General features: G+C 70.1%; 17 protein-coding genes, 1 tRNA gene and 1 pseudogene. 10 read left to right on the top strand and 9 right to left on the bottom strand.

The window, feature by feature from the left end; translation table 11 throughout:
• The first annotated feature begins 458 nt into the window (after positions 1–458).
• The 5 genes from ACZ4K2_RS10220 (at position 459) to drmB (ending at position 12,578) form a co-directional block, all read left to right on the top strand.
• Positions 459–647 carry a hypothetical protein gene (locus ACZ4K2_RS10220; protein WP_467471524.1) on the top strand — a complete coding sequence of 63 codons (189 nt, stop codon included), beginning with the start codon at positions 459–461 and terminating at the stop codon, positions 645–647.
• A gap of 153 nt (positions 648–800) precedes the next feature.
• Positions 801–5,564, top strand: a complete 4,764-nt coding sequence (locus tag ACZ4K2_RS10215; protein ID WP_467471522.1) for a sacsin N-terminal ATP-binding-like domain-containing protein — start codon at positions 801–803, stop codon at positions 5,562–5,564.
• Positions 5,561–7,465, top strand: coding sequence for a UvrD-helicase domain-containing protein (locus ACZ4K2_RS10210; protein ID WP_467471519.1), 1,905 nt, complete (start codon positions 5,561–5,563; stop codon positions 7,463–7,465). The genes ACZ4K2_RS10215 and ACZ4K2_RS10210 overlap by 4 nt, the downstream gene beginning before the upstream one ends.
• Positions 7,462–10,716 (top strand): helicase-related protein, encoded by a 3,255-nt coding sequence (locus tag ACZ4K2_RS10205; protein ID WP_467471517.1) that lies wholly within the window; start codon positions 7,462–7,464, stop codon positions 10,714–10,716. Before ACZ4K2_RS10210 ends, ACZ4K2_RS10205 begins: the two co-directional genes overlap by 4 nt.
• The gene (gene drmB, locus ACZ4K2_RS10200; RefSeq protein ID WP_467471515.1) at positions 10,713–12,578 is read left to right on the top strand and encodes a DrmB family protein; all 1,866 of its coding nucleotides are present in this window, start codon (positions 10,713–10,715) and stop codon (positions 12,576–12,578) included. The genes ACZ4K2_RS10205 and drmB overlap by 4 nt, the downstream gene beginning before the upstream one ends.
• 60 nt (positions 12,579–12,638) lie before the next feature.
• Here drmB and ACZ4K2_RS10195 read toward each other — a convergent pair whose 3' ends face one another.
• Together ACZ4K2_RS10195 and ACZ4K2_RS10190 are read right to left on the bottom strand one after the other, a co-directional pair.
• Positions 12,639–13,124 (bottom strand): DUF2267 domain-containing protein, encoded by a 486-nt coding sequence (locus tag ACZ4K2_RS10195; protein WP_467471512.1) that lies wholly within the window; start codon positions 13,122–13,124, stop codon positions 12,639–12,641.
• 244 nt (positions 13,125–13,368) lie between these two features.
• A pseudogene (locus tag ACZ4K2_RS10190) lies at positions 13,369–13,710 on the bottom strand (Hsp20/alpha crystallin family protein); the annotation flags it as partial.
• Between the two features lie 140 nt (positions 13,711–13,850).
• Here ACZ4K2_RS10190 and ACZ4K2_RS10185 point away from each other — a divergent pair.
• The gene (locus tag ACZ4K2_RS10185) at positions 13,851–14,156 is read left to right on the top strand and encodes a hypothetical protein (RefSeq protein WP_467471509.1); all 306 of its coding nucleotides are present in this window, start codon (positions 13,851–13,853) and stop codon (positions 14,154–14,156) included.
• A gap of 160 nt (positions 14,157–14,316) precedes the next feature.
• On the opposite strand, the gene ACZ4K2_RS10180 is transcribed toward ACZ4K2_RS10185, so the two are convergent.
• Complete coding sequence (locus ACZ4K2_RS10180; protein WP_467471506.1) at positions 14,317–15,288, bottom strand: GlxA family transcriptional regulator; 972 nt, start codon at positions 15,286–15,288, stop codon at positions 14,317–14,319.
• Positions 15,289–15,451: 163 nt separating this feature from the next.
• On the opposite strand from ACZ4K2_RS10180, the gene ACZ4K2_RS10175 reads away from it, so the two are divergent.
• Complete coding sequence (locus ACZ4K2_RS10175) at positions 15,452–15,946, top strand: hypothetical protein (protein ID WP_467471503.1); 495 nt, start codon at positions 15,452–15,454, stop codon at positions 15,944–15,946.
• Between the two features lie 94 nt (positions 15,947–16,040).
• Here ACZ4K2_RS10175 and ACZ4K2_RS10170 read toward each other — a convergent pair whose 3' ends face one another.
• A complete protein-coding gene (locus tag ACZ4K2_RS10170; protein ID WP_467471500.1) occupies positions 16,041–17,570 on the bottom strand; it encodes an MFS transporter in 1,530 nt (509 codons plus the stop codon).
• Between the two features lie 222 nt (positions 17,571–17,792).
• Entirely contained in the window at positions 17,793–19,106 is a 1,314-nt protein-coding gene (locus tag ACZ4K2_RS10165; protein WP_467471498.1) for a DUF445 domain-containing protein, read from the bottom strand.
• A 194-nt stretch (positions 19,107–19,300) separates the two neighbouring features.
• Here ACZ4K2_RS10165 and ACZ4K2_RS10160 point away from each other — a divergent pair, with 194 nt between their 5' ends.
• Both ACZ4K2_RS10160 and rdgB read left to right on the top strand, forming a co-directional pair.
• Positions 19,301–20,620, top strand: coding sequence for an SGNH/GDSL hydrolase family protein (locus ACZ4K2_RS10160; RefSeq protein ID WP_467471495.1), 1,320 nt, complete (start codon positions 19,301–19,303; stop codon positions 20,618–20,620).
• Positions 20,621–20,646: 26 nt separating this feature from the next.
• Positions 20,647–21,249 (top strand): RdgB/HAM1 family non-canonical purine NTP pyrophosphatase, encoded by a 603-nt coding sequence (gene rdgB / locus ACZ4K2_RS10155; protein ID WP_467471493.1) that lies wholly within the window; start codon positions 20,647–20,649, stop codon positions 21,247–21,249.
• A gap of 56 nt (positions 21,250–21,305) precedes the next feature.
• Here the strand turns inward: rdgB and ACZ4K2_RS10150 are convergent.
• The 4 genes from ACZ4K2_RS10150 to bcp all read right to left on the bottom strand — a co-directional run bounded on the left by ACZ4K2_RS10150 (position 21,306) and on the right by bcp (position 23,317).
• Positions 21,306–21,381 (bottom strand) — tRNA-Leu (locus tag ACZ4K2_RS10150).
• Between the two features lie 15 nt (positions 21,382–21,396).
• The gene (locus tag ACZ4K2_RS10145) at positions 21,397–22,056 is read right to left on the bottom strand and encodes an HNH endonuclease signature motif containing protein (protein WP_467471491.1); all 660 of its coding nucleotides are present in this window, start codon (positions 22,054–22,056) and stop codon (positions 21,397–21,399) included.
• Positions 22,053–22,709: an HNH endonuclease signature motif containing protein gene (locus tag ACZ4K2_RS10140; RefSeq protein ID WP_467471489.1), complete on the bottom strand. Its 657-nt coding sequence runs from the start codon at positions 22,707–22,709 to the stop codon at positions 22,053–22,055. The genes ACZ4K2_RS10145 and ACZ4K2_RS10140 overlap by 4 nt, the downstream gene beginning before the upstream one ends.
• Positions 22,710–22,849: 140 nt before the next feature.
• Positions 22,850–23,317 carry a thioredoxin-dependent thiol peroxidase gene (gene bcp / locus ACZ4K2_RS10135; protein WP_467471487.1) on the bottom strand — a complete coding sequence of 156 codons (468 nt, stop codon included), beginning with the start codon at positions 23,315–23,317 and terminating at the stop codon, positions 22,850–22,852.
• 93 nt (positions 23,318–23,410) lie between these two features.
• Here bcp and ACZ4K2_RS10130 point away from each other — a divergent pair, with 93 nt between their 5' ends.
• A complete protein-coding gene (locus ACZ4K2_RS10130; protein WP_467471485.1) occupies positions 23,411–23,740 on the top strand; it encodes a DUF3618 domain-containing protein in 330 nt (109 codons plus the stop codon).
• Positions 23,741–23,758: the final 18 nt, after the last annotated feature.

The following is a 23,758-nucleotide window of genomic DNA, read 5'->3' as shown; positions in this document are numbered from 1 at the left end:
GACTCGTCAACCAACAGTTGATCGGGGTCGATCGTCCACGTCGCTTCAACTTGGTGACCGACTTGTCCCGAATGACCAGATTTCCCCCGCATGTGGGACTTCCTCAATTGGACCGCCCAACTCCCGTTAGCAGCACCGGAGTTGTGCTTGTACATTCAGGTGGATACCGGTATCGTCGTTAAAGATGGAGGAGCCATCTCGCCCATGAAACCCGAACCCGGGAAGGTTGGGCGACCCGGGGAAGAAGTGCACCCAAATTCAGCCCCCGTACAACCCGGACACCGTGGCGCACACCAAGCCGCCATTCCGGCACGAAGGTTTTCCACATAGGTCTGGCGACGTGGAGTCGGAGTCCGCTAACGTCCATCGAGAAGTGCCGTGACGAAGGATTTACAGTCCATTTATGCGGGGGAACGTGTGCCTGGCACATCCCTGCCTGGAACAGGGGTGTGTCATTCATGATTGAACAGGGATACAACGATTTTCTGATGTCCCATCGGGAGATGAGTTCACTCGAACTGGGCATCCGGTCGGCGACGACCAAGGACGAGTTGATGAAGGTTTTCGATGATTACGGCCTGTCCGAGAAGGAATTCCCCGAGGGGACCCTCCCCGGCTGGCCGCCGGATGAGCTCCCCACCTTCTGAGCTGTCCAAAGGCGGACTAAGGGCCCCACACGTCCCTCTCCGGGCGACCTGACGGCAAGACCTTTCTCATCTACGCGGGCACGCGCCGGCCGGCGCGACTCCCCCCTATTCACACATTCCCCTCGAGCTTATACGACCCAGGAGTGCAGAGCAGTGCCGCCTTCGTCCTCTTCGGTGATTGAAACTGTTCTCGAACAATCCTCACGCGTCCTGCAGACATACGCGGTGGACCCCGGCCTCGTAGCCGAGCACGCCAATGGCGAGCGCCGCATCACTCAAGGCGGATACGGCGACCGTCAGCTTTTTGAGCTCGTCCAGAACGCGGCCGACGAAATGACAGGCGAATCAAACGGACGAGTTCACGTCGTCCTCACGGACACCCACCTGTACTGCGCCAACGAGGGAAACCCGGTGACCCCGCAAGGCGCGGAGACAATTCTTCGGATGAGCCTGTCGAGGAAGCGTGGAGGGCAGATCGGACGTTTCGGAGTGGGCGTCAAATCGGTTCTCGTCGTGACCGACGCACCAGAATTCTTCAGCAGCACAGGAAGTTTTGGGTTCGACCGCGCCTGGTCGTACGAACAGATCAAGAACGTGCCTGGTGTCACGGCGCGCTACGGCCCGAACTTCGACGCCCCCGTGCTGCGTATGGCCCGGCCTCTCGACGTACAGGTCGAGCGCGCTTCCGACCATGTGCTGAACGAGTTGCTGACCTGGGCCACCACTGTCGTCCGCCTGCCCCTGCTCCCCAAGGCCGACGACCGGCTGGGCCGCGACATGCACGGCGGTCGCGCCAAGAACCACGGCGAATCCCGCGAGGAGTTCCCGGCCGGTTTCCAACTCTTCTCGCCGCACGTGGCGAAGGTCGTCCTGGAGGACCGCCGGCCTCGGCCCATGGCTCGGCGAACGCTGACCGCCCAACAGGCCGGTGATCTCCACACCGTCGTCGAGGAGCGCACCGGAAAGGCCGTCACCACCGAACGGTGGCGCGTGTTCACCACCACTCACGAGCCCGGCCTCGCCGCCCGCGCCGACGCCGGAGAACTGCACGACCGGCTCACGCTCGACCTCTCGTGGGGTGTCCCCGCTCTGGAGAAGGATTCGGAGAGCGGCCTTTACGTCAGCCCTCGGTCGCGCGGACGCGGAAGGTTCTGGTCGTTCTTCCCGACCAAGTACGAGATGTCGCTGAGCGGCATTCTCAACGGTGCCTGGAAGACCAACGAGGATCGACAGAACCTGCTGGACTCCTCTCCCTTCAACCAAGAGATGATCCGGGTGTCGGCGAAGCTGGTCGTCGATTCCCTCCCCGCCCTGGCACCTGCCGAGGATCCGGCCGCCTACCTGCCCCTGCTGCCCGGTCGCGTCAAGGAGGCGATCAGTTGGGCCGACGAGTACCTGACCCGGGAGATCTGGGCCCGTACCGCGGACCGTCCGTCGCTTCCCGACCAGGACGGTGTTCTGCGCGTCCCCACGGAACTGCGGATCCACCCGCGGCTCGACAGGGACCTGAAGAAGCTGTCCAGTTGGCTAAGGATGTGGCACGAGTGCCCCGGGCGTCCCTCTAACTGGCTGCACCCGAGCGTAGAGGCGGACGCCCTGCGCTCCGGAAAGGTCGAGCACGTCCTGGCAGCGGCCGGGCACGGACGGACCGATGTCCGCGAGTGGCTGGAGGCACTGGTCGAGAGCGGCACCGCCGAAGCTTCGGCGGTGGCCATGCGGATTCTCGCCGACATGATCGACGCCCGTTCCCCCCACGCCGAGGAAGCCCGCAAGGCGCACATCGTGCTCACCGAGGAGCACGGCATCGTCGCCCCTGTGCCCGGCAAGGTGTTCCGCCGCGCCGAACAGGGCGGACTGCGCGAGGCCCTGGTGTACGTGGTCGACGCTCTCGCCCAGGATCCATCGCTCGCTCACGCGCTCAACACCCTGGGCATCCGGGAAGCCGATGTCGAAGGCAGGTTCGTCAGCGTCCTCGATCAGGGCTTCGACCATTACAGCGACTCGGACTGGGAGCGCTTCTGGGAGCTGTTCCGCCAGGCGGGCATCCGTCGGCTGGCCCACAAAGTGCTGGAGCGGGTGACCACTCCGCGCCGGACACTGCGGGTGCGGACCGCCGACGGCCGCTTCCGGCCGGTCGAGGACTGCATGCTGCCGGGTGCCGTCGTCGACGCGAAACGCGATCCGAGCATCGCCGTCGACATGACGTTCCACTCCGACGACACCTCGTTCTTCTCGCAGGTCGGATTGCGGGAACGACCGTCCGGCGGGGTACAGCCCCAGGCGGACGAGGCTTGGTTCGAGGAGTACCGCGCGGCGGTGCACGCCGCCTATCTGCGAAGCCTGCCCACCAGCGCTCCCCGCCCCGCGCTGCACCGTATGAAGGTCGAGGGCGCCGCGGTCGGTGGCCCGCTCCACCTCTTCGGTGCCCTCTCGGAGGAATCCCGTGCGGCCTTCCTCAAGCTATTGCCCGACGACGCCGTGGTGGACAACTGGACGCTCCAGGTCGGCGCGCAGACCAACACCCGCCAGGCGGTGATCTCGCCCATCCGGTGGATGCTGAGGACTCACGGTGCGGTCGTCACCTCCCAGGGGATCAGGCCCCTGCGTGAGTCCGTCGGCCCCCAGCTCGCCGCCTATCGCGACGTGTTGCCGGTCGCCGACATCTCCTCCGAGAAGGCCCGCAAGCTGCGGCTCCCGACCACCGTCGACGAGGTTCCCGCGGACCGCTGGAACACGCTCCTCGACGAGGTCACCCGCAGCGAGGACGACTCGTTCGTCGGCGCCACGTACGTGATGCTGACCCGGTTCGGCGCGGACTTCCCCGAGGACTCCCTCACTCGTTGCCGGATCGGCAACGTCTGGGGCACCCGTCCCGACGACGAGATCACGATCGCCGTCGGAGCCGATCAGTACCGGGCGCTCCGCGCCGAGCAGCTCCCGGCGCTCCTCGTGCCGACCACCGAAGACGCCAATCTGATGATCGAGAAGTGGGGCATGCTCCGCTACGCCGACGTGATCAGCCGGGAAACCCGCGAAGTCCCGGAGGGAGACCCCGTCCCCCTGATCGAGCTGTTCCCCGCCCTGCGGCAGCGTCTGAACAGCGGGAACCGCAGCAGCACGGTGCAACGGTGCAGCGAACTGGAGGAGGTCACCCGTACGCCCAACGGCACGCACGCCTCCCCTCTGGACGCCGTACGGCAAGGCACCACCGTCAAGGTCCGGGTACCGCTGGATCCCGAGCCGATGCTGCGACTGCTCGATCGCGAGCTCGCGCTCGGCCTCGGTGCCGCCGGCTGCCGTGCGGTCCTGGAGCACCAGGACCGCATGGCGCGGGACAGCGAGCTGAGGGCGGCGCAGAAGGCGGTGCGCGAGGCCGATGACGTGGTGGCCAAGATCGAGCTTCTGGTCGGTGCCGAAGCGCTTCGCGCCGGCCTCCCTGAGGGATTGATGGAGGCCGAGCTGCAGGCCAACGACGGGGTGGAACCGTCCGGGCGCCGGATCGCGCAGATGGCGTTCAACGCACACGGTGACGGAGTCCTCCAGCAGCATGCCCGGGACATTCAGGCGCGCTTCCCCAACGCGCCCGTCGGGTACGGAGGTTCCTCAGCGGCCATCGCGTTCGTCTCGGAACTGAGGCTGCCTGTCGCGTTCGCCGGTTCACGGACTCCGTCGCCACCGGCGTTCGAGACTGTCGAGGGCCCCCGGGACTTCCCGGGTCTCCACGAATACCAGGAAGACCTGGTCCGGAACATCTCCACGATGCTCGACCGGCTGGCCCCTCAACGCGGCATGCTGTCTCTGCCGACCGGTGCCGGCAAGACTCGGGTCACCGCCGAAGCCGTGATCCGTTGGGTGAAGCGGGTCGGCGACCTCAAGGGCCCACTGCTCTGGATCGCGCAGACCGAGGAACTGTGCGAACAGGCGGTACAGAGCTGGAGATTCGTCTGGAGCAAGGTGGGCGCCGAGCGCCCTCTCACGATCAGCCGGCTGTGGAGCACGAACGAGGTCGGGGACGTCGTCGACCACCCGCACCTGGTGGTCGCGACCGACGCCAAATTGGAGCGGTGTCTGAGTACCGACCAGTACACCTGGCTGCGCCAGGCCGCGCTGGTGATCGTGGACGAGGCGCACACCGCCATATCCAAGCGGTACACCGAGATCCTCGGCCAGTTGGGGCTCACCCAGTACGAGACCGGCCGGCATCTGCTCGGCCTGACCGCCACTCCGTTCCGGAACAACAATGAGGAGGAGACGCGTCGGCTGGTCAAAAGGTTCGGCAACCGGCGGCTGGACCAGGGTGTCTTCCCGTCGGGCGATCCGTACCGCGATCTCCAGGACTGGGGCATGCTCGCCCAGGTCGAGCACCGCACCCTCGAGGGCGGCCGAATCGAACTCACTCGGGACGAGAAGACGCACGCCGATCGTATGGCTGTGCTCTCCCGCTCCGCCGAACAGCGGCTCGCCGACGATCACGCACGCAGTCGACGCATCGTCGAGTCGGTCGCCGAGCTGCCCGACGACTGGCCGACGTTGCTCTTCGCCACCTCGGTCGACCACGCCAAATACCTGGCGGCCATGCTCAACGACCAGGGGCTCCCGTCCGCCGCCGTGGACTCGACGACGAGTGCTCAGGACCGGCGAACGCGCATCGAGAACTTCAGGAACGGACGCATTCGGGTCCTTACGAACTACGGTGTGCTCACCCAGGGATTCGACGCACCGGCCACACGGGTCGTGGTCGTCGCACGACCGGTCTGGAGCACCAACGTGTACCAGCAGATGATCGGTCGTGGACTACGCGGACCACGCAACGGCGGCAAGGACAGCTGTCTGATCCTCAACGTCAGCGACAACATCGACAACTTCGACACCCGCCTCGCATTTACCCAGTTCGAGCACCTGTGGAGCCGTAAGTGACCGACGTCTACCAGGACAGCCCATCGCTCACCGACGAGCAACTGGCCGTGGTCGAGCAGCCCTGGGACGCACGCGTTCTGGTCACCGCGGGTGCCGGAGCGGGGAAGACACACACCCTCGTGCGCAGGCTGGACGCACTGTGCGGCCACGAGGACCCCGAACAGGCTCTGGAGGCCGCCGAGATCCTGGTACTCACCTTCTCTCGATCAGCGGCGCGGGAACTGCGCGAGCGGATCTCCCGACACGGAGAACGAGCGCATCGGGTGCGCGCTCGTACCTTCGACGCGTGGGCCTACGAGGTGCTTCTCCAGGCGTATCCGGACGACGAGTGGGGAGCGATCGGCTTCGACGAGAGGATCGCCGCCGCGATTCGCGCGATCGAAAAGGGCGCGTTGGAGCTCGGCGATTCGGTACCGCCGGCCCATGTCGTCATCGACGAGGTGCAGGACCTGCTGGGCGGGCGCCGCGAGCTCGTGGAGACGCTTCTCGATCGGTATCAGGACAGCTGCGGCTTCACCGTCGTCGGAGACTCCGCCCAATCGGTGTACGGCTTCCAGATCGCAGATCCGGGCGAACGCGCCGATGAGACCGGCCGATTCTTCGACTGGCTGCGTTTCTCCTACCCGGACGACCTGGTCGAGCTGCGTCTCACACGAAACTTCCGCGCTGCCACCGCCGAGGCCCGGGTCGCTCTGGCGCTCGGCCCCCGTCTCCAGCAACTGAGAGATTCCGAGGAGGCCGGTGCGCGCTACGACGAGCTGCGTGACCTCCTCCTGGATCCGGCGAACGGCATGGGTGGCCTCGACGACGAGTTCGCCCTGGACAGCCTGCGGGATCTCTCCGACACCTGTGCCGTCCTCACCCGTGACAACCAACAGGCCCTCGTGGTCTCCGACCTGCTGCATGCACACGGCGTCGACCACCGCCTGCGGCGCTCGCTGGAGGAGCGTCCGGTGCCGTACTGGGTGGCCGAGTTGCTACGCGGCACGGAGGCGACCGGCCTCACCGAGGACCGGTTCCGTGCGCTCCTCTCGGAGATCCCGTTGCCGTACGAACCGAACGTCCATGCCCTGTGGGCGGTGCTGCGTCGAATCGCCCGCGGAGCCGGCCGCGGGGTGCTCGATCTGGACCGGTTGCGCCGGGCGGTCGCACGAGGTGGATTTCCCGACGAGGCGGCTGACCCGGAAACCGCCCACATCGTCGTCTCGACGGTGCACCGGGCCAAGGGCCTGGAGTTCGACCGGGTGATCGTCCTGACGCCACCGTCTCTCGCCGAACTCCACAAGCGGTACCGGGCCGAGCTCGACCTTTCAGCCGAGGCTCGCGCCCTGTACGTGGCCATGACGCGTGCCCGCCATGACCTGTACCACGTGGCGTCTCCCGCACTGCCGATCTTCAGGAGGGCGGGGCATCAGCGCCACGGCCGTCGCTACCTCGGATCGTGGCGGTCCTACGACAGGTTCGGGATCGTCGCCGAGGCGAGCGACGTGTGCCGGGACAACCCGCCCGGCCGTGAAGGGAACGCCGGCGCCACCCAGACTTATCTCCTGGAACACGTCCGTCCTGGTCAGGAGGTTCTGCTTCGCAGGCTCCACGACCTGCCGACGGGCGAGACGGAGAGCCCACCGTACGCCCTGGTGCACAAGGGGCAGGAGATCGGCGAGGCCTCGCGGAGGTTCCGCGAGGAGTTGTTCCAGGTGCAGAAGGTGAACCGTAGCTGGGACCCTTGGTGGCCCGACGAGATCCACGACCTGCGGATCGACACCCTCGAGACCGTGACGGGCAGCATCGCCGCCGGCGCGAACGCCGGACTCGGTGACCGAGGGGTGTGGATCGTCCCGCGTATCACCGGCATCGGACGGTACCGCAGAGCCGAAGACAACGAGGAGCAGCGCGCATGACGCAGGTGGCAGGCCGCCACGCGGAGCACTACCGGGTCCGGGACGAGGAGCTTCTGGCGGGACTTCGTCGTGAGCTCCTCGGCCCCGCCGAGGATGCCGAGCCGGACGATCGGGAGGAAGTCCTCACTCAGGACGCGCCGATCGATCGTTACCTGACCGGCGTACTGTATCCGCGTGCCGCGGACAGGGCCGCGAAGGAGCGCAAGGACGAGGACGCTGCCGAGAAGGAAGGCCTGGACAGCGCCCCTCTGCTCACCCACGAGGACGTCGAGGAGTCCGGTACCGCGCAGGAGGTCGGTGCGGCGGGGGACAGGCGTCCCTCCTCGATGGGTCTCACCTTCGCGGTCCGTCCGACCATAAGCAGTTCGATCGTGGTCTCCGCCCGCGCGGCCGTCTACGAGCCCACCGACGCCGACGGCAAGGTTGTCCCGGCCCGTCGTGCCGAGGCCCGCACCACCGCCGACCAGCGTGAGTGGTGGAGGCGCAAGGAACTCGTCCTCCCGAAGCAGTACATCGACGTCACCCGTCCGAATCCCAAGATGACGATCGAACTCTCTCCGGAAGCCGCTCTGCACGTCAACGTCCGACGCCTCGACCGGACCAACAACACGGTGACCGTCACGGTCACGCTGATCAACACACAAAAAGTGGGCGAGCGAGATCTCCAAGATGCCTTCTCCCTCTTCCAGTGCGGTCTGACGGTCCGAGCGGTCGACGGTTCCACCGCGTTCGTCGAGCGTGCCGCCCCGGCCGCCGCCCACGACCGGGAGATCGCCACCAGTCGGTTGCTGCACCGTCACGCTCCGACCTTCGCGATCGGCCACGGCTGTGCCGCCGAATGGGACTGGAGTCCGCAGCCGATCGGTATGACGGAAGCCGAATCGCCTGCCGTTCCCGAGGTGCGAAGCCAGTTCGTGCCCACCGTGGAGGTACTGCTGACCGACTCCAACCCGGAGATCGACGACTCGGCGTTGTCGATGCTGGGGCTGGCCGAGCGGTCCGACACGGAAGTCCTGGCCGCTCTGGAAGGGCTGGCCACAGGGTATGAGCACTGGATCGATCGCAAGTCGGGCGAAGCGGACGCGCTGACGGGCACCACGTACGAGAAGCCCGCAAGGGATCAGGTGGACGCCTGCCGCGAGGCCCTCGACCGTGTCCGTGAGGGTATCGGGCTGCTGCGGACCAAACCCGATCTCATGCGTGCGTTCCGCCTCGCGAACCGCGCCATGGCGGATCAACGTGCCCGCAGCAAGTGGGTGAAGGACGGCCGGGTCGGTGCTCCGGTCCCGGAGGCCGGCCGCTGGCGCCCGTTCCAGATCGCGTTCCTCCTGCTGTGTCTGGCCGGCATCGACGACCGTGAGCACGACGATCGGCAGGTGTCCGACCTCCTGTGGTTCCCCACCGGTGGTGGCAAGACGGAGGCCTACCTCGGGCTGATCGCCCTCACGTCGTTCCTGCGTCGCATCCGCAGGGGTGCGGACGGCGGCGGAGTGACCGTGCTCATGCGCTACACGCTGCGGCTGCTCACCCTCCAACAGTTCGAGCGGGCGGCGATCCTCCTCTGCGCCATGGAACACATGCGACGCGGGACCCCCGAACTGGGCCAAGAGCAATTCTCCGTGGGCATGTGGGTGGGCCGGTCGGCCACCCCCAACACACTGGCCGCGGCGAGCCTGAAGCTCGAAGAACTGCACAGGAACCTGGACAAGCGCCTCGCCACCGAAAACCCCGTCCAGTTGCACGCCTGCCCCTGGTGCGGGACGCGGCTCGACGCACGGAACTACCAAGTCGACGAGGACGCCAAGCGCATGTACGTCCGATGCCACGGCACGGGCTGCGACTTCGCCGACGGCCTGCCCGTTCACCTGATCGACGAAGCGGTGTACGACGCGCGACCGACCCTGGTGATCGCGACCGTGGACAAGTTCGCGTCGATGCCGTGGCGCCCGGCCACCTCCGCACTCTTCAACCGGGACGACCCGGCCGGCGACACCCCTCCCCCGGAACTGATCGTCCAGGACGAGCTGCACCTGATCTCCGGCCCTCTGGGAACTCTCACCGGCCTCTACGAAACCGCCGTGGACGCCCTTGCCGATCGGCCCAAGGTGATCGCCTCCACGGCGACCATCCGTCGAGCCGCTGATCAGGGACGCCACCTCTTCGCCCGTGCAGTACGACAGTTTCCGCCCGCCGGCCTGGATGCCCGCGACTCATGGTTCGCCGTGGAGACACCGCGCGAGGACAAGGCGAGCCGGCGCTACGTCGGCCTCCTGGCCCCCGGTACCAGCCAGTCCACCCTGCTGATCCGCACGTACGCCACCCTGCTGCACCGGGCCAAGCAGGCCGAGACCGATGACGAGGTGCGCGACGCGTACTGGAGTGTCGTCGGCTACTTCAACAGCCTCCGGCTGCTGTCCGCAGCCGAACTCCAGGTCCACGACGACGTGGTGGCCTACCTGGAACTGCTCGCCGAGCGTGAGGGGGTGGAGGTCCGTTCGGTCGCGAACTACTCGGAGCTGACGAGCCGTATCGACGCAAGCGAGATCCCCACCCGTCTCAAGGGCATCGAGAAGCGACTGCCGGACGAGGACACCGTGGACGTCCTCCTGGCCACCAACATGATCGCGGTCGGCGTGGACGTGGACCGTCTCGGGCTCATGGCCGTGATGGGTCAGCCACAGACGACCGCCGAGTACATCCAGGCGACCAGCCGGGTCGGCCGCGCGCACCCGGGCCTGGTCGCGGTCATGCTCAACTCGACCCGCTCCCGCGACCGTTCCCACTACGAAGGCTTCCAGCATTTCCACTCGGCCCTGTACCGCGAGGTCGAGTCCACCTCCGTCACTCCGTTCTCGGCCCGCGCCCGCGAACGGGGCCTGCACGCGGTGATCGTCGCCCTCGCCCGCATCATGATCCCCGCCGCCCGCCCCAACGAAGGTGCCGGCCAGGTGGAATCCTATGAACACGTGCTCCGGAGCCGTATCAGGCCCATCCTCCTGGAACGGGTCGAGGCAGTCGTTCCGGAGGAGACCGACGCCGTGTCTCGAGCCTTCGACGAGTTCGTCGACTGGTGGTGCGAGGAAGCCGACATCCACAGCGGGCTGCTGTTCGAACCCCGGAGGGGCGGTCACACTCCTTCGCTTCTGAAGGCGTACGACGACGAGTCCCAGGATGCCCAGGCGTGGTCCACACTGTGGAGCCTGCGCGACGTCGATGCCGAGTCCGCCCTGTTCATGGAGGGAACCCGATGACCCCGCCTCCCGCCCGCCGTCGTCGGAGCGGCGCGAACGGCGCCGCTCCCGCTCACAGCCTGCCGCGGCGTGGTGCGGTCCGTCGGGCCCAGGTGATCACCACGTACGGCGTCGGATCACTCATCGCCGTGGATCACGAGTCCTTCATCGTCTCGGGGCTCGACGATGCCGATCAGAGCTGGTGCCGTGATGAGTCCCCGCGGATCCACGAACGGCGCCTGGCTCGCCTGCTCGACGTCGACTTCTTCCGGTTGCCGCCCGCTTCCGACGACGTCAGCAGGGACGGTCTCCGCATCCGGCGGTTCCCCTTGATGCACTCATGTCCCGAGTGCAACGACCTCCAGCGGCACCGCGACTTCAACCCTCCCGCCGGGAAGAGCGTCTGCGGCACGTGCGAGGTCGACCTGGTTCCCTCCCGTTTCGTCGTCGCCTGTGAGGCCGGGCACCTCGGCGAGTTTCCGTACCGGCAGTGGGTGCACCGCTCCAGAGACCGTGGCGCCTCGCCGGCCGCACAGTGCGGCGGAAAGCTCAAGCTGCGCACGTCCGGGCGCACCGCCTCGCTCCGCTCCATCCTGGTCTCCTGCACCTGTGGGCAAGCTCCCGAAGTCTCGATGGAGGGATCCTTCCGCAGGAACGCGCTCAAGGACTTGGGCCTCACGTGCCGGGGCTCCCGCCCATGGCTCGGTGCCTCCGCCCCGGCCCGGGATTGCGGACTGTCCCTGCGCACGTTGCAGCGTGGTTCCTCGGCGGTGTGGCAGCCGGTGCTGAAGTCGGCGCTCTCCATCCCCCCGTGGAGCGACGGCCGCGCGGATCCCCTGGCCGAGCACTGGGACGCGCTTCGTGAGTACGAGAAGCGCGAGCACGTCGAGATCTATCTCAAAGGTGTTTTCAAGGGGAAGTGTCCTATACCTCTCGACGAGGTGATGACGCTGCTCGACGCAGAGCGCGAGGAGGATTCCGCTGGTGGGTCGACGCCCACTTTCGACCACCGCTACCGCGCACTGCGCAACAAGGAGTACGACCGTCTCCGATCGGGCAACGACGAGAGCGAGCACGCGCGCGACGAGCAGTTCGTCTGCGAGACCCCCTTGGGCGATCAGAGCGTGCTCGACCCGCTCGGCGTCACCGGCCCGATGCTGGTCAAGAAACTCCGCGAGGTACGTGCCCTGAAGGCGTTCACCCGACTCATCGACGCCGAGGCGACGACCGGCTCGAAGGAAATGCCGCTTTCCGAACGGCCCCTGCGCTGGCTCCCGGCCATGGAGGTGCGCGGCGAGGGGGTCTTCCTCCGCCTGGACGAGGACCGACTGGCCTCCTGGGAGAAGGCCCCGGCGGTGGCGACCCGGATCGAGCGGGTGCGTACCGCCCACCAGCGGGTGCTGGAACAGCGGGCCGATGACCCGAGCCAGGTCGTCCCCTCCCCTGCCACCCCTCGCATGGTGCTGCTGCACACCTTGGCCCACGTCCTCGTCAACGAGTGGAGCTTGGAAGCCGGCTACCCGGCCGCAGCCCTGCGCGAGCGCCTGTACTCCGCTGACGACATGGCCGGGGTGCTGGTCTACACAGCGACGAGCGACTCGGCAGGCAGCCTGGGCGGTCTCGTCGCTCAAGGTGAACCGGAGAATCTCGCTCGCACGGTCCGTTCGGCTCTCCGTCGGGCCGAGTGGTGTTCCTCGGACCCGCTCTGCATGGAGACCGAGGCCTCCGGCGCCGGTGGAGTCAACCTGGCGGCCTGTCACGCATGCGTGATGTTGCCTGAGACCAGTTGCGAACACAACAACATCCTGCTCGATCGCGCGCTGCTCGTCGGCATCCCGGGTGACCCAGGACTGGGCTTCTTCGGGAGCGTCCTGGAGCGTTGACACGTACCGGACAGCCGGGGCGCCGCCCCCGTCGAGGCGGCGCCCGGGCCGGTGTGCGTGTTATGCCGCCGTCGCCAGTTCCGCCCTGCCGAACAGGAGGGCGTAGCCCGGGGGGAGTTGGGCGAGGAGGTTGGTGGTGAGGGCTTCGCCCAGGTGGGTCGACAGGACGCTGAGGACCGAGCTGACGTCCCAGCGGGCCGTCGCCGGGGTCGAGCCCTCGATGCGGGCGGCCACCGAGTCGACGAACTCACGGGCCGTCAGCGGGTGGGTCGCCGGGATCTGGGACGCGATCAGCCGGCCGGCCTCGCGGGGCAGCGCCTGGGCGACGGCCACCCGCTCGTCGCCGGTGACGTGGCTGCCCAGGGCGGTGAGGACGGTGCGGGTGACGCGTTCCGCCTCCGCGCTCGTCGGGTAGCGGCCCGCCTCGCGCACCGCCTCGGTCAGCTCCGGCCAGCCGGTGTCCTCGGCCGCGCCGTGGGTGGGGGGCCGCAACGACGGGGCCGGGGCGGGGATGGTCGTTCTCTGCTGCGGGGTCGTCACGGTCATCTGGTCGGTCCTCCTGTGGGACGCTTCGGGGCACCGGAAGCCCGGTACCCCGTAATGGGGTGTGCATGGGCGGGAGTTCGGCCAATGTGCGGCATGTGGTGTCATGCGACGCGTGGTGCCCCCCGGGGGGGTCGTGTCCTCCCCGTCCGCGGGTGGCGGGCGCCCTGGCCGCGGGCAGCGGACGGCCGCGTCCCGGGTCCGGGTGGACCCGGGACGCGTCCGTGGTGCGGCGATGGGGGCGGCGTCAGCCGGTGAGCTGCCCGCGGTCGCCGTCGCCGCCGCTGATCCGGATGCGGCGGGGCTTGGCCTGTTCGGCCACGGGGATGCGCAGGGTCAGGACGCCGGCCTCGTACGACGCGTCGATGCGCTCCGTGTCGAGGGTGTCGCCCAGGAACAGCTGACGGGTGAAGGTGCCCGTCGGCCGTTCGGCGACCAGCACCTGTGCGTCCTCGGGGGCGGGGCCGCGGCGTTCGGCGCGGATGGTGAGCACGTTGCGCTCGACGTCCAGCTCGACCGTCTCGGGGTCGACGCCGGGCAGGTCGAAGTGGACGAGGAACTCGTCTCCGGACCGGTAGGCGTCCATCGGCGCGCCGGGGCCGTGCACGCGCCCGCGGCCAAAAAGTTGACAAGCTCAGACTCAGGTCTGGGTGATCCCCGGCGTCGCGCGTAGCCTCGGGGCAGACATAAGGGACGACAGACGGATACGACGGATACAAGGAGGCACTCATGGCCAGGGTTCCCAGCGCGGTCGTCGCCGCTACCGGGCTCGTCGGCGGCTACGGCGTCGCCCGTTGGACGAAGAAGCGCGAGCTGGGCGGTGCCGTCCTGGCCGTCGCGGGTGCGGCGGCGGCGCAGCAGTGGCGTGCGCGGGCCGGCGGGAAGGCGGCGGGCGCGCTGAGCGCCGCGTACGTGGCCGCCTTCGCCGGGTCCCACCCGCTCGCCAAGAAGGTCGGCGCCTGGCCGTCCGTCCTCGGTGTCGCGGGCGCCGTCGCCCTCGCCTCCTGGGCCGTCGCCGACCGCAAGGCCGCCTGACCGGCTCCGCCCACGTCGTACCGCGCTTGACCGGCTCCGGCTGTGCCGTAACCCATGTGAACGGTTCGGTCCGTGTCGTACCAGCCCTGCCCGCGCACCCGTGTCGTACCGAGCCTGCCCGCGCCTGGCCGGACGCGGCTGCCGCAGAGCGCGGAGGGGGTCAGCGGCCGGTTCCGGCGGGGCTCACGGCGTCCTGCCGGAACGCCTTGCGGTAGGCCTGCGGGCTGGTGCCCGCCACCCGCCGGAACCGTTCCCGGAAGGCCGTCGGCGAGCCGAAACCGGTCTGCGCGGCGATGCGTTCCACCGGGTGGTCCGTCGTCTCCAGCAGGTGCTGGGCCCGCCGCACCCGCGCCCGGTGCAGCCACTGGAGCGGTGTCGTGCCGGTCTGGTCGCGGAAGCGGCGGTTGAGGGTACGGGTGCTCGTGCCGGCCTCCGCCGCGATCTCGTCCAGTGTGAGGTCGCGGTCGCAGTGGTCCTCCAGCCAGTGCAGCAGCGGCTCCAGGACCGTACCGGCCGGGGCCGGGGGCAGGTCGCGGACGATGAACTGGGCCTGGCCGCCATCCCGTTCCAGCGGCATCACGGACAGCCGGGCCGCGTGCGCGGCGACCGCCGAGCCGAAGTCCCGGCGGATCATGTGCAGGCACATGTCCAGCGCCGCCGCCGCGCCCGCCGACGTCAGGAACTGGCCGTTGTCGACGTACAGGACGTCCGGGTCGACGGTCACCTCCGGGTACAGCTCCGCCAGCCGGCCGGCCGCGACCCAGTGCGTCGTCGCGCGCGAACCGTCCAGCAGGCCCGTCGCCGCGAACAGGAACGCGCCCACGCAGACCGAGGCGATGCGGGTGCCGTTCGCCGCCGCCGCGCGGAGCGCCTCGGCGACCCCCGGGGGCAGCGTGCCGGGCGGCTCCGCGACCCCCGGCAGGATGATCGTGTCGGCCTCGGCCAGCGCCTCCAGGCCGTACGGCGCCCGTACCGCGAAGGCGCCGGCGCTCACCTCCTCCCGCACCGAGCACACCCGCACCCGGTACGGCTCCCGGCCGTCGGGCAGCCGGGCCCGGCCGAAGGTGTCGACGGGGGCGGAGAGGTCGAACGGGATGACGCCGTCCAGCGCCAGTACGGCCACGGTGTGCATGGCAGGAACCTAGCCGTACGAGGAGTCCTCGCCAACGCCCACCCACTGCGGGTGAGCCGTGGGAGCCGGTTTCCGTGCCAGGTCGGACGTGGTGGCGAGGATCCGTTGAGGGCTGGCAATCACGCCACTGTCCCGGGTGCTCCGCCGGCCCTAGCGTCCTCGCGTGACCAAGTTCCTCCTCGCCGTGCACGTGATCGCCGCCGTCCTCGCCGTCGGCCCCGTCGCCGTCGCCGCCAGCATGTTCCCGCCCGCCGCCCGGCTCGCCGCCGCCCGCCTCGCCCCGGCCGGGCCCGGCGGTCCGGGCCCGGCCGGGGCGGCTTCCGGTGACACCGGGGCCGTCGTGACGCTGCGGCTGCTGCACCGGATCTGCCGGGTGTACGCCGTCGTCGGCGTCGTCGTCCCGGTGTTCGGGTTCGCCACCGCGAGCCGGATGGGTGTGCTCGGCAGCGGCTGGCTGATCGCCTCGATCGTGCTGACCGCCCTCGCCGCCCTGATCCTCGTCGCGCTGGTGCTGCCCGCGCAGGGCGCGCTCGTCGAAGGCGGCGGCACGGGTGCGGTGGCCGCCCGGCTCGCGATGTCCACCGGGCTGTTCAACCTGCTCTGGGCCGCCGTCACGGTCCTGATGATCGTCCGGCCCGGCTCCACCACCGGAGCCTGACGGGCCGGGCCCCGGTGGCCTCTCGCACCACCGGGGCCCGGCCGCCGGGAACCTCACGCACCGCCGGGGACCCGCGGGTCCGGCGCCGGCCCGGTCAGGGCGCGCTCGCCGCCGGGGGTGCCGTCGGGCCGGAGCCGTGGGACGCGTTCCGCTTCGCCGTCCCGGCCCGGTCGGCCACCGCGGACAGCGGACGGGCGATGTCCTCCAGGGAGCGGCGCTCCGCCCGTACCGCCAGGAACGCCGCGACCAGGCCGGCTGCGCACATCAGCGTCGCGCCGACGCAGAAGGCGAGGACCGTGTCCCCCACCTTGCCGGTGCTCGTGAGGTCGGCGAAGAGCAGCGGGCCGCTGATGCCGCCGGCCGCCGTGCCGAGGGCGTAGAAGAAGGCGATGGACATCGCCCTGGTCTCCATCGGGAAGATCTCCGACACCGTGAGGTAGGCGCTGGAGGCGCCCGCCGAGGCGAAGAACAGCACCGCGCACCAGCAGGCGGTCAGCGTGCCCGCGCCCAGCGACCCGCGGTCGAACAGCCACGCCGTGCCGAACAGCAGGACACCCGAGAGCAGGTACGTCCCGGAGATCATCACCCGCCGGCCGACCGTGTCGAACAGCTTGCCCAGCAGCAGCGGACCGAAGAAGTTGCCGACGGCGATCACCGCGAAGTAGTAACCGGTGTGGTCGGCGGGCACGTCGTAGAACTTGGTGAGGATCGCGCCGAAGCCGAAGGTGATCGCGTTGTAGAGGAACGCCTGGCCGATGAAGAGGGAGAAGCCGAGGGCCGCGCGCTTGCGGTACCGGCCGAAGACCGTGCGGGCGATCTCCATGAACGTCACGCTCTCGCGCTGGTGGATCTCCAGCTCGCCGTGCGGCTCCGGCAGCCGCTCGCCCTTCTCGGCCTCGACCTGCCGCTCGATGTCCGAGACGATCTCCTCCGCCTCCGCGTCCCGGCCGTGGATCAGCAGCCACCGCGGGCTTTCGGGGACGTGCCGCCGTACGAGCAGGATGACCAGCGCGAGGACGGCGCCGAGGGCGAACGTCAGCCGCCAGCCGAGGTTCGCGGCCAGCAGGCTCGTGTCCAGCGCGACGATCGACAGCAGCGAACCGCCGACCGCGCCCAGCCAGAAACTGCCGTTGATCATCAGGTCGACCCGGCCGCGGTAGTTCGCCGGGATCAGCTCGTCGATCGCCGAGTTGATGGCCGCGTACTCACCGCCGATGCCGAAGCCGGTCAGGAAGCGGAACAGGAAGAACCACCAGGCCTCCCAGGAGACGGCCGTCAGCGCCGTCGCGGCGAGGTACACCGCCAGCGTGACCATGAAGAGCCGCTTGCGGCCCCAACGGTCCGTCAGACGGCCCCAGAACAGGGCTCCCAGGCAGGCGCCCGCCACGTACAGGGCCGCGGCGACACCGGTGACCTGGCCCGAGGAGATCGACAGGCCGCTGCCGGGCTCCGACAGCCGGCTCGCGATGTTGCCGACGACCGTGACCTCCAGGCCGTCCAGGATCCACACGGTGCCCAGGCCGATGACGATCGTCCAGTGCCAGCGTGACCAGGGCAGCCGGTCGAGCCGGGCGGGAATGTCGGTGGTGATGGTCCGGCCGGTCGCGGCCTCGGCTGTGCTCATGGGCACCCCTCCTCGCTGAAGGACGGATATCGGGTGCCCGGGCCCGGTCGAAATAGACGGACGGACCCCCGGCCCGCCCCGAGCGGCCGACCGGGGCTCCCCCACCCGGCCGATCACCCACTTCACCGGCACTCGACGGCCGGCCGCCTCCGCCCCGGCGCGGCCCCCGCCAGACGCCCGCCCGGGCGGCCCGGCAGCCCGACACGGCCCGACCGGCGTCCGTCAGGCCCCCAGCCCCCGGGACAGCGCGTAGATCAGCAGGCCCGCCAGGGAGCCCACCACCGTGCCGTTGATCCGGATGAACTGGAGGTCCCGGCCGATGTGCGCCTCGATCTTGCGGGTGGTGTGCTCGGCGTCCCAGCCCGCCACGGTCTCCGTGATCAGCGAGGTGATCTCCGCGCGGTACGTCGTCACGACGTGCACCGCCGCACCCTCCACCCAGTTGTCGACCTTGCCCTGCATCTTCGGCTCCGTCGCCATCCGCGAGCCCAGCGACAACAACGCGGCCCGCACCCGCTGCCGCAACTGGCTGCGCTCGTCCTCGGCGGCCGCCACGATCATCGACCGTACGGCCGTCCACGCGGACGCGATCAGGTCCTGCACCTCGCCCCGGCCCAGCACCTCGCCCTTGAGCCGCTCGACCCGCGCCCGCGTCTCCGTGTCGGACTGGAGGTCGGAGGCGAAGTCGGTGAGGAAGCGGTCCAGCGCGCCGCGCGCCGGGTGCGAGGGCATGTCCCGCATCTCCGTGACGAAGCGCAGCAGCTCCTTGTAGACCCGCTCACCGACCTTCCGGTCCACGAACCGCGGGGTCCAGCCGGGCGCGCCGCCCTCCACGGCCCCCATCACGTCGTCCCGGTGCAGCACCAGCCAGTCGTGCGCACGCGCCACCACCAGGTCCACCGCCCGCCGGTGCCCGCCGTCGGCGACGATCTTCTCCAGCATCTTGCCGATCCCCGGGGCGATCTCCCGGGCGTTGGCCCGCCGCGTGATCGCCTCGCCGACGACCGCCTGCACGTCCGAGTCGCGCAGCACCGTCAGCGCGCCGCGCAGCGCGGTGGCCAGCTCCGCCGTCACCCGGTCCGCGTGCTCCGGCTCCGCCAGCCAGGCGCCGAGCCGGCTGCCGATGCCGACGGCGCGCAGCCGCTCCCGCACCACGGCCTCCGACAGGAAGTTCTCCCCCACGAACTCCCCCAGCGAGACGCCGAGCTGGTCCTTCTTGGTGGGGATGATCGCGGTGTGCGGGATGGGCAGCCCCAGCGGGTGCCGGAACAGCGCGGTGACGGCGAACCAGTCGGCGAGCGCGCCGACCATGCCGGCCTCGGACGCCGCGGCCACGTAGTCCGCCCAGGGCCCGGCGCCCTCGTGCGCGGCCAGCTTGGCCAGGACGTAGACCACCGCCACGAACAGCAGCAGGCCCGTCGCCGTGAGCTTCATGCGCCGCACCCCGCGCCGGCGCTCCTCGTCGGCCGGCGTGAACGCCGTCATGGTCCGGTACGACACGGCCCGCGCCGGTGTGCCCGTCTCGGTAGGTTCCATCAGCTCCACCCGTTCGGTGATCCCGCCCACAATTGTCCCTTCCCGACCGACTCCCGGAACAGAACAGGAGTTCCCGGCGTCTGTCCGGGCGAGAGAAGTGACAGGGTCCTGTCAGTCCTGCCCGGTCCCTGACGAAGCACCGGCCCGCCTGATCGGAGCCTCGGGCTCCCGTCTCCGAGGAGAACAACACAAGCATGGCCAAGCGTCGCGGTTATGCCGTCCTGAGCGCCCTGACCGCGCTGGTCGTGGCGCTCAGCGCCGCCATCTACGCCGCCGTCGCCGCCGACGACGGCACCCCCCGCGGCCGCCCCGCCGACGACCGCCCGCACCACGGCACCACCGCCGGCACCTGGGTCGGCGCCTGGGCCACCGCCCCCGTGGGAGGCGAACCCGGCACCGGGACGGCCGGCCTCGCGGGCCACTCGGTGCGCAACGTGGTGCACGCCGGCACCGGTGGCACGAGTGCCCGCGTCACACTGTCCAATCTCTACGGCCGCTCCCCGCTCACCCTCACCCATGCCAGCCTCGCCCTGGCCGCGGGCGACGGCACCGCCGCGGCCGACGCGCGGACCATGCGGCGCCTCACCTTCGGCGGCGGCACCGGCGTCGTCATACCGGCCGGCGGCCAGGCCGTCAGCGACGCCGTGCCCGTGACCGTCCCGCACGACAGCGACGTCCTGGTCACCACCTACTCCCCCACCCCCTCCGGCCCCGTCACCTACCACCCGCACGCCCGGCAGACGTCGTACGTCGCGAACGGCGACCGCACCGAGGACACCAGCGGCGCCCCCTACACCGGACGGACCCCGTACTGGCGCTACCTGACCGCCCTCGACGTCCTCAGCCGCGAGGCCACCGGCACCGTCGTCGCCCTCGGCGACTCCCTCACCGACGGCGTCACCTCCACCCCCGGCACCGACCGCCGCTGGCCCGACATCCTCTCCGCCCGGCTGCGCCGCGCCCTGGCGGACGGCGAGCGACTGCCGCGCTACAGCGTCGTCAACGAGGGCATCAGCGGCAACCAGGTCCTCACCGGCGGACCCGGCCGGCCCCCCGAGAACCAGAACGGCATCGACCGCTTCGGCCGCGACGTCCTCGCCCGCCCGCACGCCAGGACCGTCGTCATCGCCCTCGGCGTCAACGACATCCTGCGCAACCCGCGCCTCGCCGACCCCGACCGCGTCGTCGCCGGCCTGCGCACCCTGGTCCGCCGGGCGCACGCCCGCGGTCTGACGGCCGTCGGCGCCACCCTGATGCCCTTCGGGGGCCACCGCGGCCACACCCCGGCCCGGGAGGCCGTGCGGCAGCGGATCAACGCGGAGATCCGGGCCGGCGGCGTGTACGACGCGGTCGCCGACTTCGACCGGGCCCTCGCCGACCCGTACGACCCGCGCCGCCTGCGTCCCGAGTACGACTCCGGCGACCACCTGCACCCCAGCGACCTGGGCTACCGCGCCATGGCCGCGGCCGTCGACCTGAGCACCCTGGACGGCGCGGGCCGGGCGGAGCCGTGACCGGGCGGCGCGCGATACTGGCGGGCATGACCCGCTTGATCCTCGCCACCCGCAACGCCGGAAAGATCACCGAGCTGAGGGCGATCCTCGCCGAGGCCGGACTGCCGCACGAACTCATCGGCGCCGACGCCTTCCCCGAGGTCCCCGACGTCAAGGAGACCGGCGTCACCTTCGCCGAGAACGCCCTGCTGAAGGCCCACGCCCTGGCCCGGGCCACCGGCCTGCCCGCCGTCGCCGACGACTCGGGCCTCTGCGTCGACGTCCTCGGCGGCGCCCCGGGGATCTTCTCCGCCCGCTGGGCCGGCCGGCACGGCGACGACGCGGCCAACCTCGACCTGCTGCTCGCCCAGCTCTCCGACATCGCCGACGAGCACCGCGCCGCCCACTTCGCCTGCGCGGCGGCGCTCGCCCTGCCGGACGGCACGGAGCGGGTGGTGGAGGGACAGCTCCGCGGCAGCCTGCGGCGCGCCCCCGCCGGCACGAACGGCTTCGGCTACGACCCGGTCCTCCAGCCGGAGAACGACACCCGCACGTGCGCCGAGCTGAGCCCCGAGGAGAAGAACGCGATCAGCCACCGGGGCAAGGCGTTCCGGGCGCTGGTGCCGGTGGTGCGGGAGCTGCTGGGCTGAGACACGAGGAGAGGCCCCGCACCTACGCATCGTAGGTGCGGGGCCTCTTCCGCCTGTGGGCCCGGTGGGACTCGAACCCACGACACACCGGACCTAAACCGGCGCCCTCTTGGCCAGCTGGGGTACGGGCCCTCAGCCGTGCCTACTCTACTGGGATCCACGAGCCGTTCGCCGCCCTCCTCGGCACCAGGTGCTGGTGATCGCGTGGCAGTTGGGGCAGAGCAGCCGGAGGTTCTCCCGTCTGTTGTCGCGCCAGTCCCCGTTGACGTGGTCGATCTCCAACGTCATGGGTTTGCCGAGCCACTCAGGGCCGACAGCGCAGCGGTCGCACCGCTCCGGCACGCCCGCCTCGCGCAGGGCACGGCGGAGGATCCTGGTCGCGGTCCGGTGCCCGCCGTCGTGCCGGACCAGGACCTCCTCCGGCCGCTTGGCCGTCGTGCCCCGTTTGCCTCGCTGGTGGCCCTGTCCCAGGAAGTGGGCCGTGTCGAGGCCGTAGTCGGCGATCCATTTGCGGAGCATCACACGCTGACCACCGTTCTCGGGACGGTGCAGACGGCGCAGGACCTCGGCCATGGATGCCGACTCACGAACCGCCGCCTGCAACTCGTCACGCAGGGGGCGTGGGCGCCTGCCGACGGGCGAGAAGTGCGAGACGTCGATACCGAAGTGGGCGAAGCGCTTCAAGAGGTACCCCCGCAAGGGGCCGTACGGCCGGACACCGAAGAAGGCGATCACGTCGTCCAGGTTCGAGCACTGCGCGGCGGCCAGAGCCAGCCGTTCACGTGTGTACCGCGGACCACCGCTCATTCGGCGCCCACCCGCTTGCGCCGCGTGCCCCGTCCTCGGTAGGTGTCCGTTGTCGAGTGACAGTTGGGGCAGAGGAGCCGCAGGTTCTCGATGCGGTTGTTCCGCCAGTCGCCGTCGATGTGGTCGACCTCCAGGGGCAGCCGTTCGCCGAGCCACACCGGCTCGGTGCCGCACAGCGCACAGCGCTCCACCACGCCCAGCTCGGCCATGGCCCTCTTGAGCCGACGGCTCGGGATCCGCGGAACGTGGGCCGACCCGTCCGCGACGAGGATCTCCGCGGCGGTCCGGCGGCGTCGGCCGTCCTTCGACCGTTCGCTGCGGACCACGGCCTCGAAGTGCGAGGTGTCGAGTCCGTACGCCTTGATCCGCCGGGCGATGTGCGCCTGGTGGCCCCCGACCGGATCGAGCCCGAGCCGGCGTACGACCTCGCTGACACTCCTGGACGCCGCGACGACCGGTTCCAGCACCTCCCGCGTCCACCGCACCCCCTCCCGCTCGAAGTGGGAGACGTCCACTCCGAGTGTGCGCATCCGGCCGCGCACGTACCGGCGTGTCGGGCCGTGCGGGTCCGCTCCCAGGCGGCGCAGGGCCTCGGACAGTGTCCGGGCCCCGCGTGCCGCCTCCTCCAGCCGTTCCCTCGGGTACGCGCCCATCGCTCCCCCTCCGCTACGGGCGTGCGTTCGCAGCCCGTACGGAGTAACGAACCGGTGGCCGGACCGTCACGCCCGGCGGGCAGGGCGACGGCCCGCGCCCGGGGTCGCCGGGGCGGGCCGTGGGTGGGCGGTGGGGCCGGTCAGATGCCCAGGTCCTTGATGATCTTGGCTACGTGGCCCGTCGCCCGGACGTTGTACAGGGCCCGCTCGACCTTGCCGTCCTCGTCGACGACGACCGTGGAGCGGATTACGCCCAGGTAGGTCTTGCCGTAGTTCTTCTTCTCGCCGTAGGCGCCGTAGGCCTCGGTGACCTTCTTGTCGGGGTCGGCGAGGAGGGTGACCTTCAGGGACTCCTTCTCGCGGAACCTGGCGAGCTTCTCCGGCGCGTCCGGCGAGATGCCGATGACGTCGTAGCCGGCGGAGGCAAGGACCTCCAGGTTGTCGGTGAAGTCGCAGGCCTGCTTGGTGCAGCCCGGGGTCAGGGCGGCCGGGTAGAAGTAGACGATGACCTTGCGGCCCTCGTGGTCCGACAGGGACACCTCGTTGCCGTCGGCGTCGGGGAGGGTGAAGGCCGGGGCCACGTCCCCGGGCTGGAGTCGCTCGCTCATCGGGCCAGCGTAACCGGGGGGCCTTGCGGTGCGGTGCGGCGATGAGCTGACAGACTGTCCGGAACAGCATCAGCAGACTTCGGAGGCCGTACGGTGGCGGACACGTCGGACACCAGAACCCCGGCGCAGATCGAGGCGGACATCAAGCGCCGCCGCGAAGTGCTGGCCGAGACACTCGACGAGATCGGGGTGCGGGTGCACCCGAAGACCATCGTCGGCGATGCGAAGGCCAAGGTCGTCGCGAACGTCGATCACACGGTCGGACGCGCTTACGTGCAGGTCAACCGGGTGGTGAGCGATGTCCGGGCCCGCTTCGTGGACGACGAGGGCGCGCCGCGGCTGGAGCGCGTCGTGCCCGTCGCGCTGGTGGTCGTGGGGGTCGTGGGGCTGCTCGCCCTCGGGGCCCGGCGGCGCCGGGACTGACCGGGACAGGTAGGTTCA

This window comes from Streptomyces sp. NPDC025833, from assembly GCF_055558055.1.
This window is presented reverse-complemented; position numbering and strand designations above follow the sequence as displayed.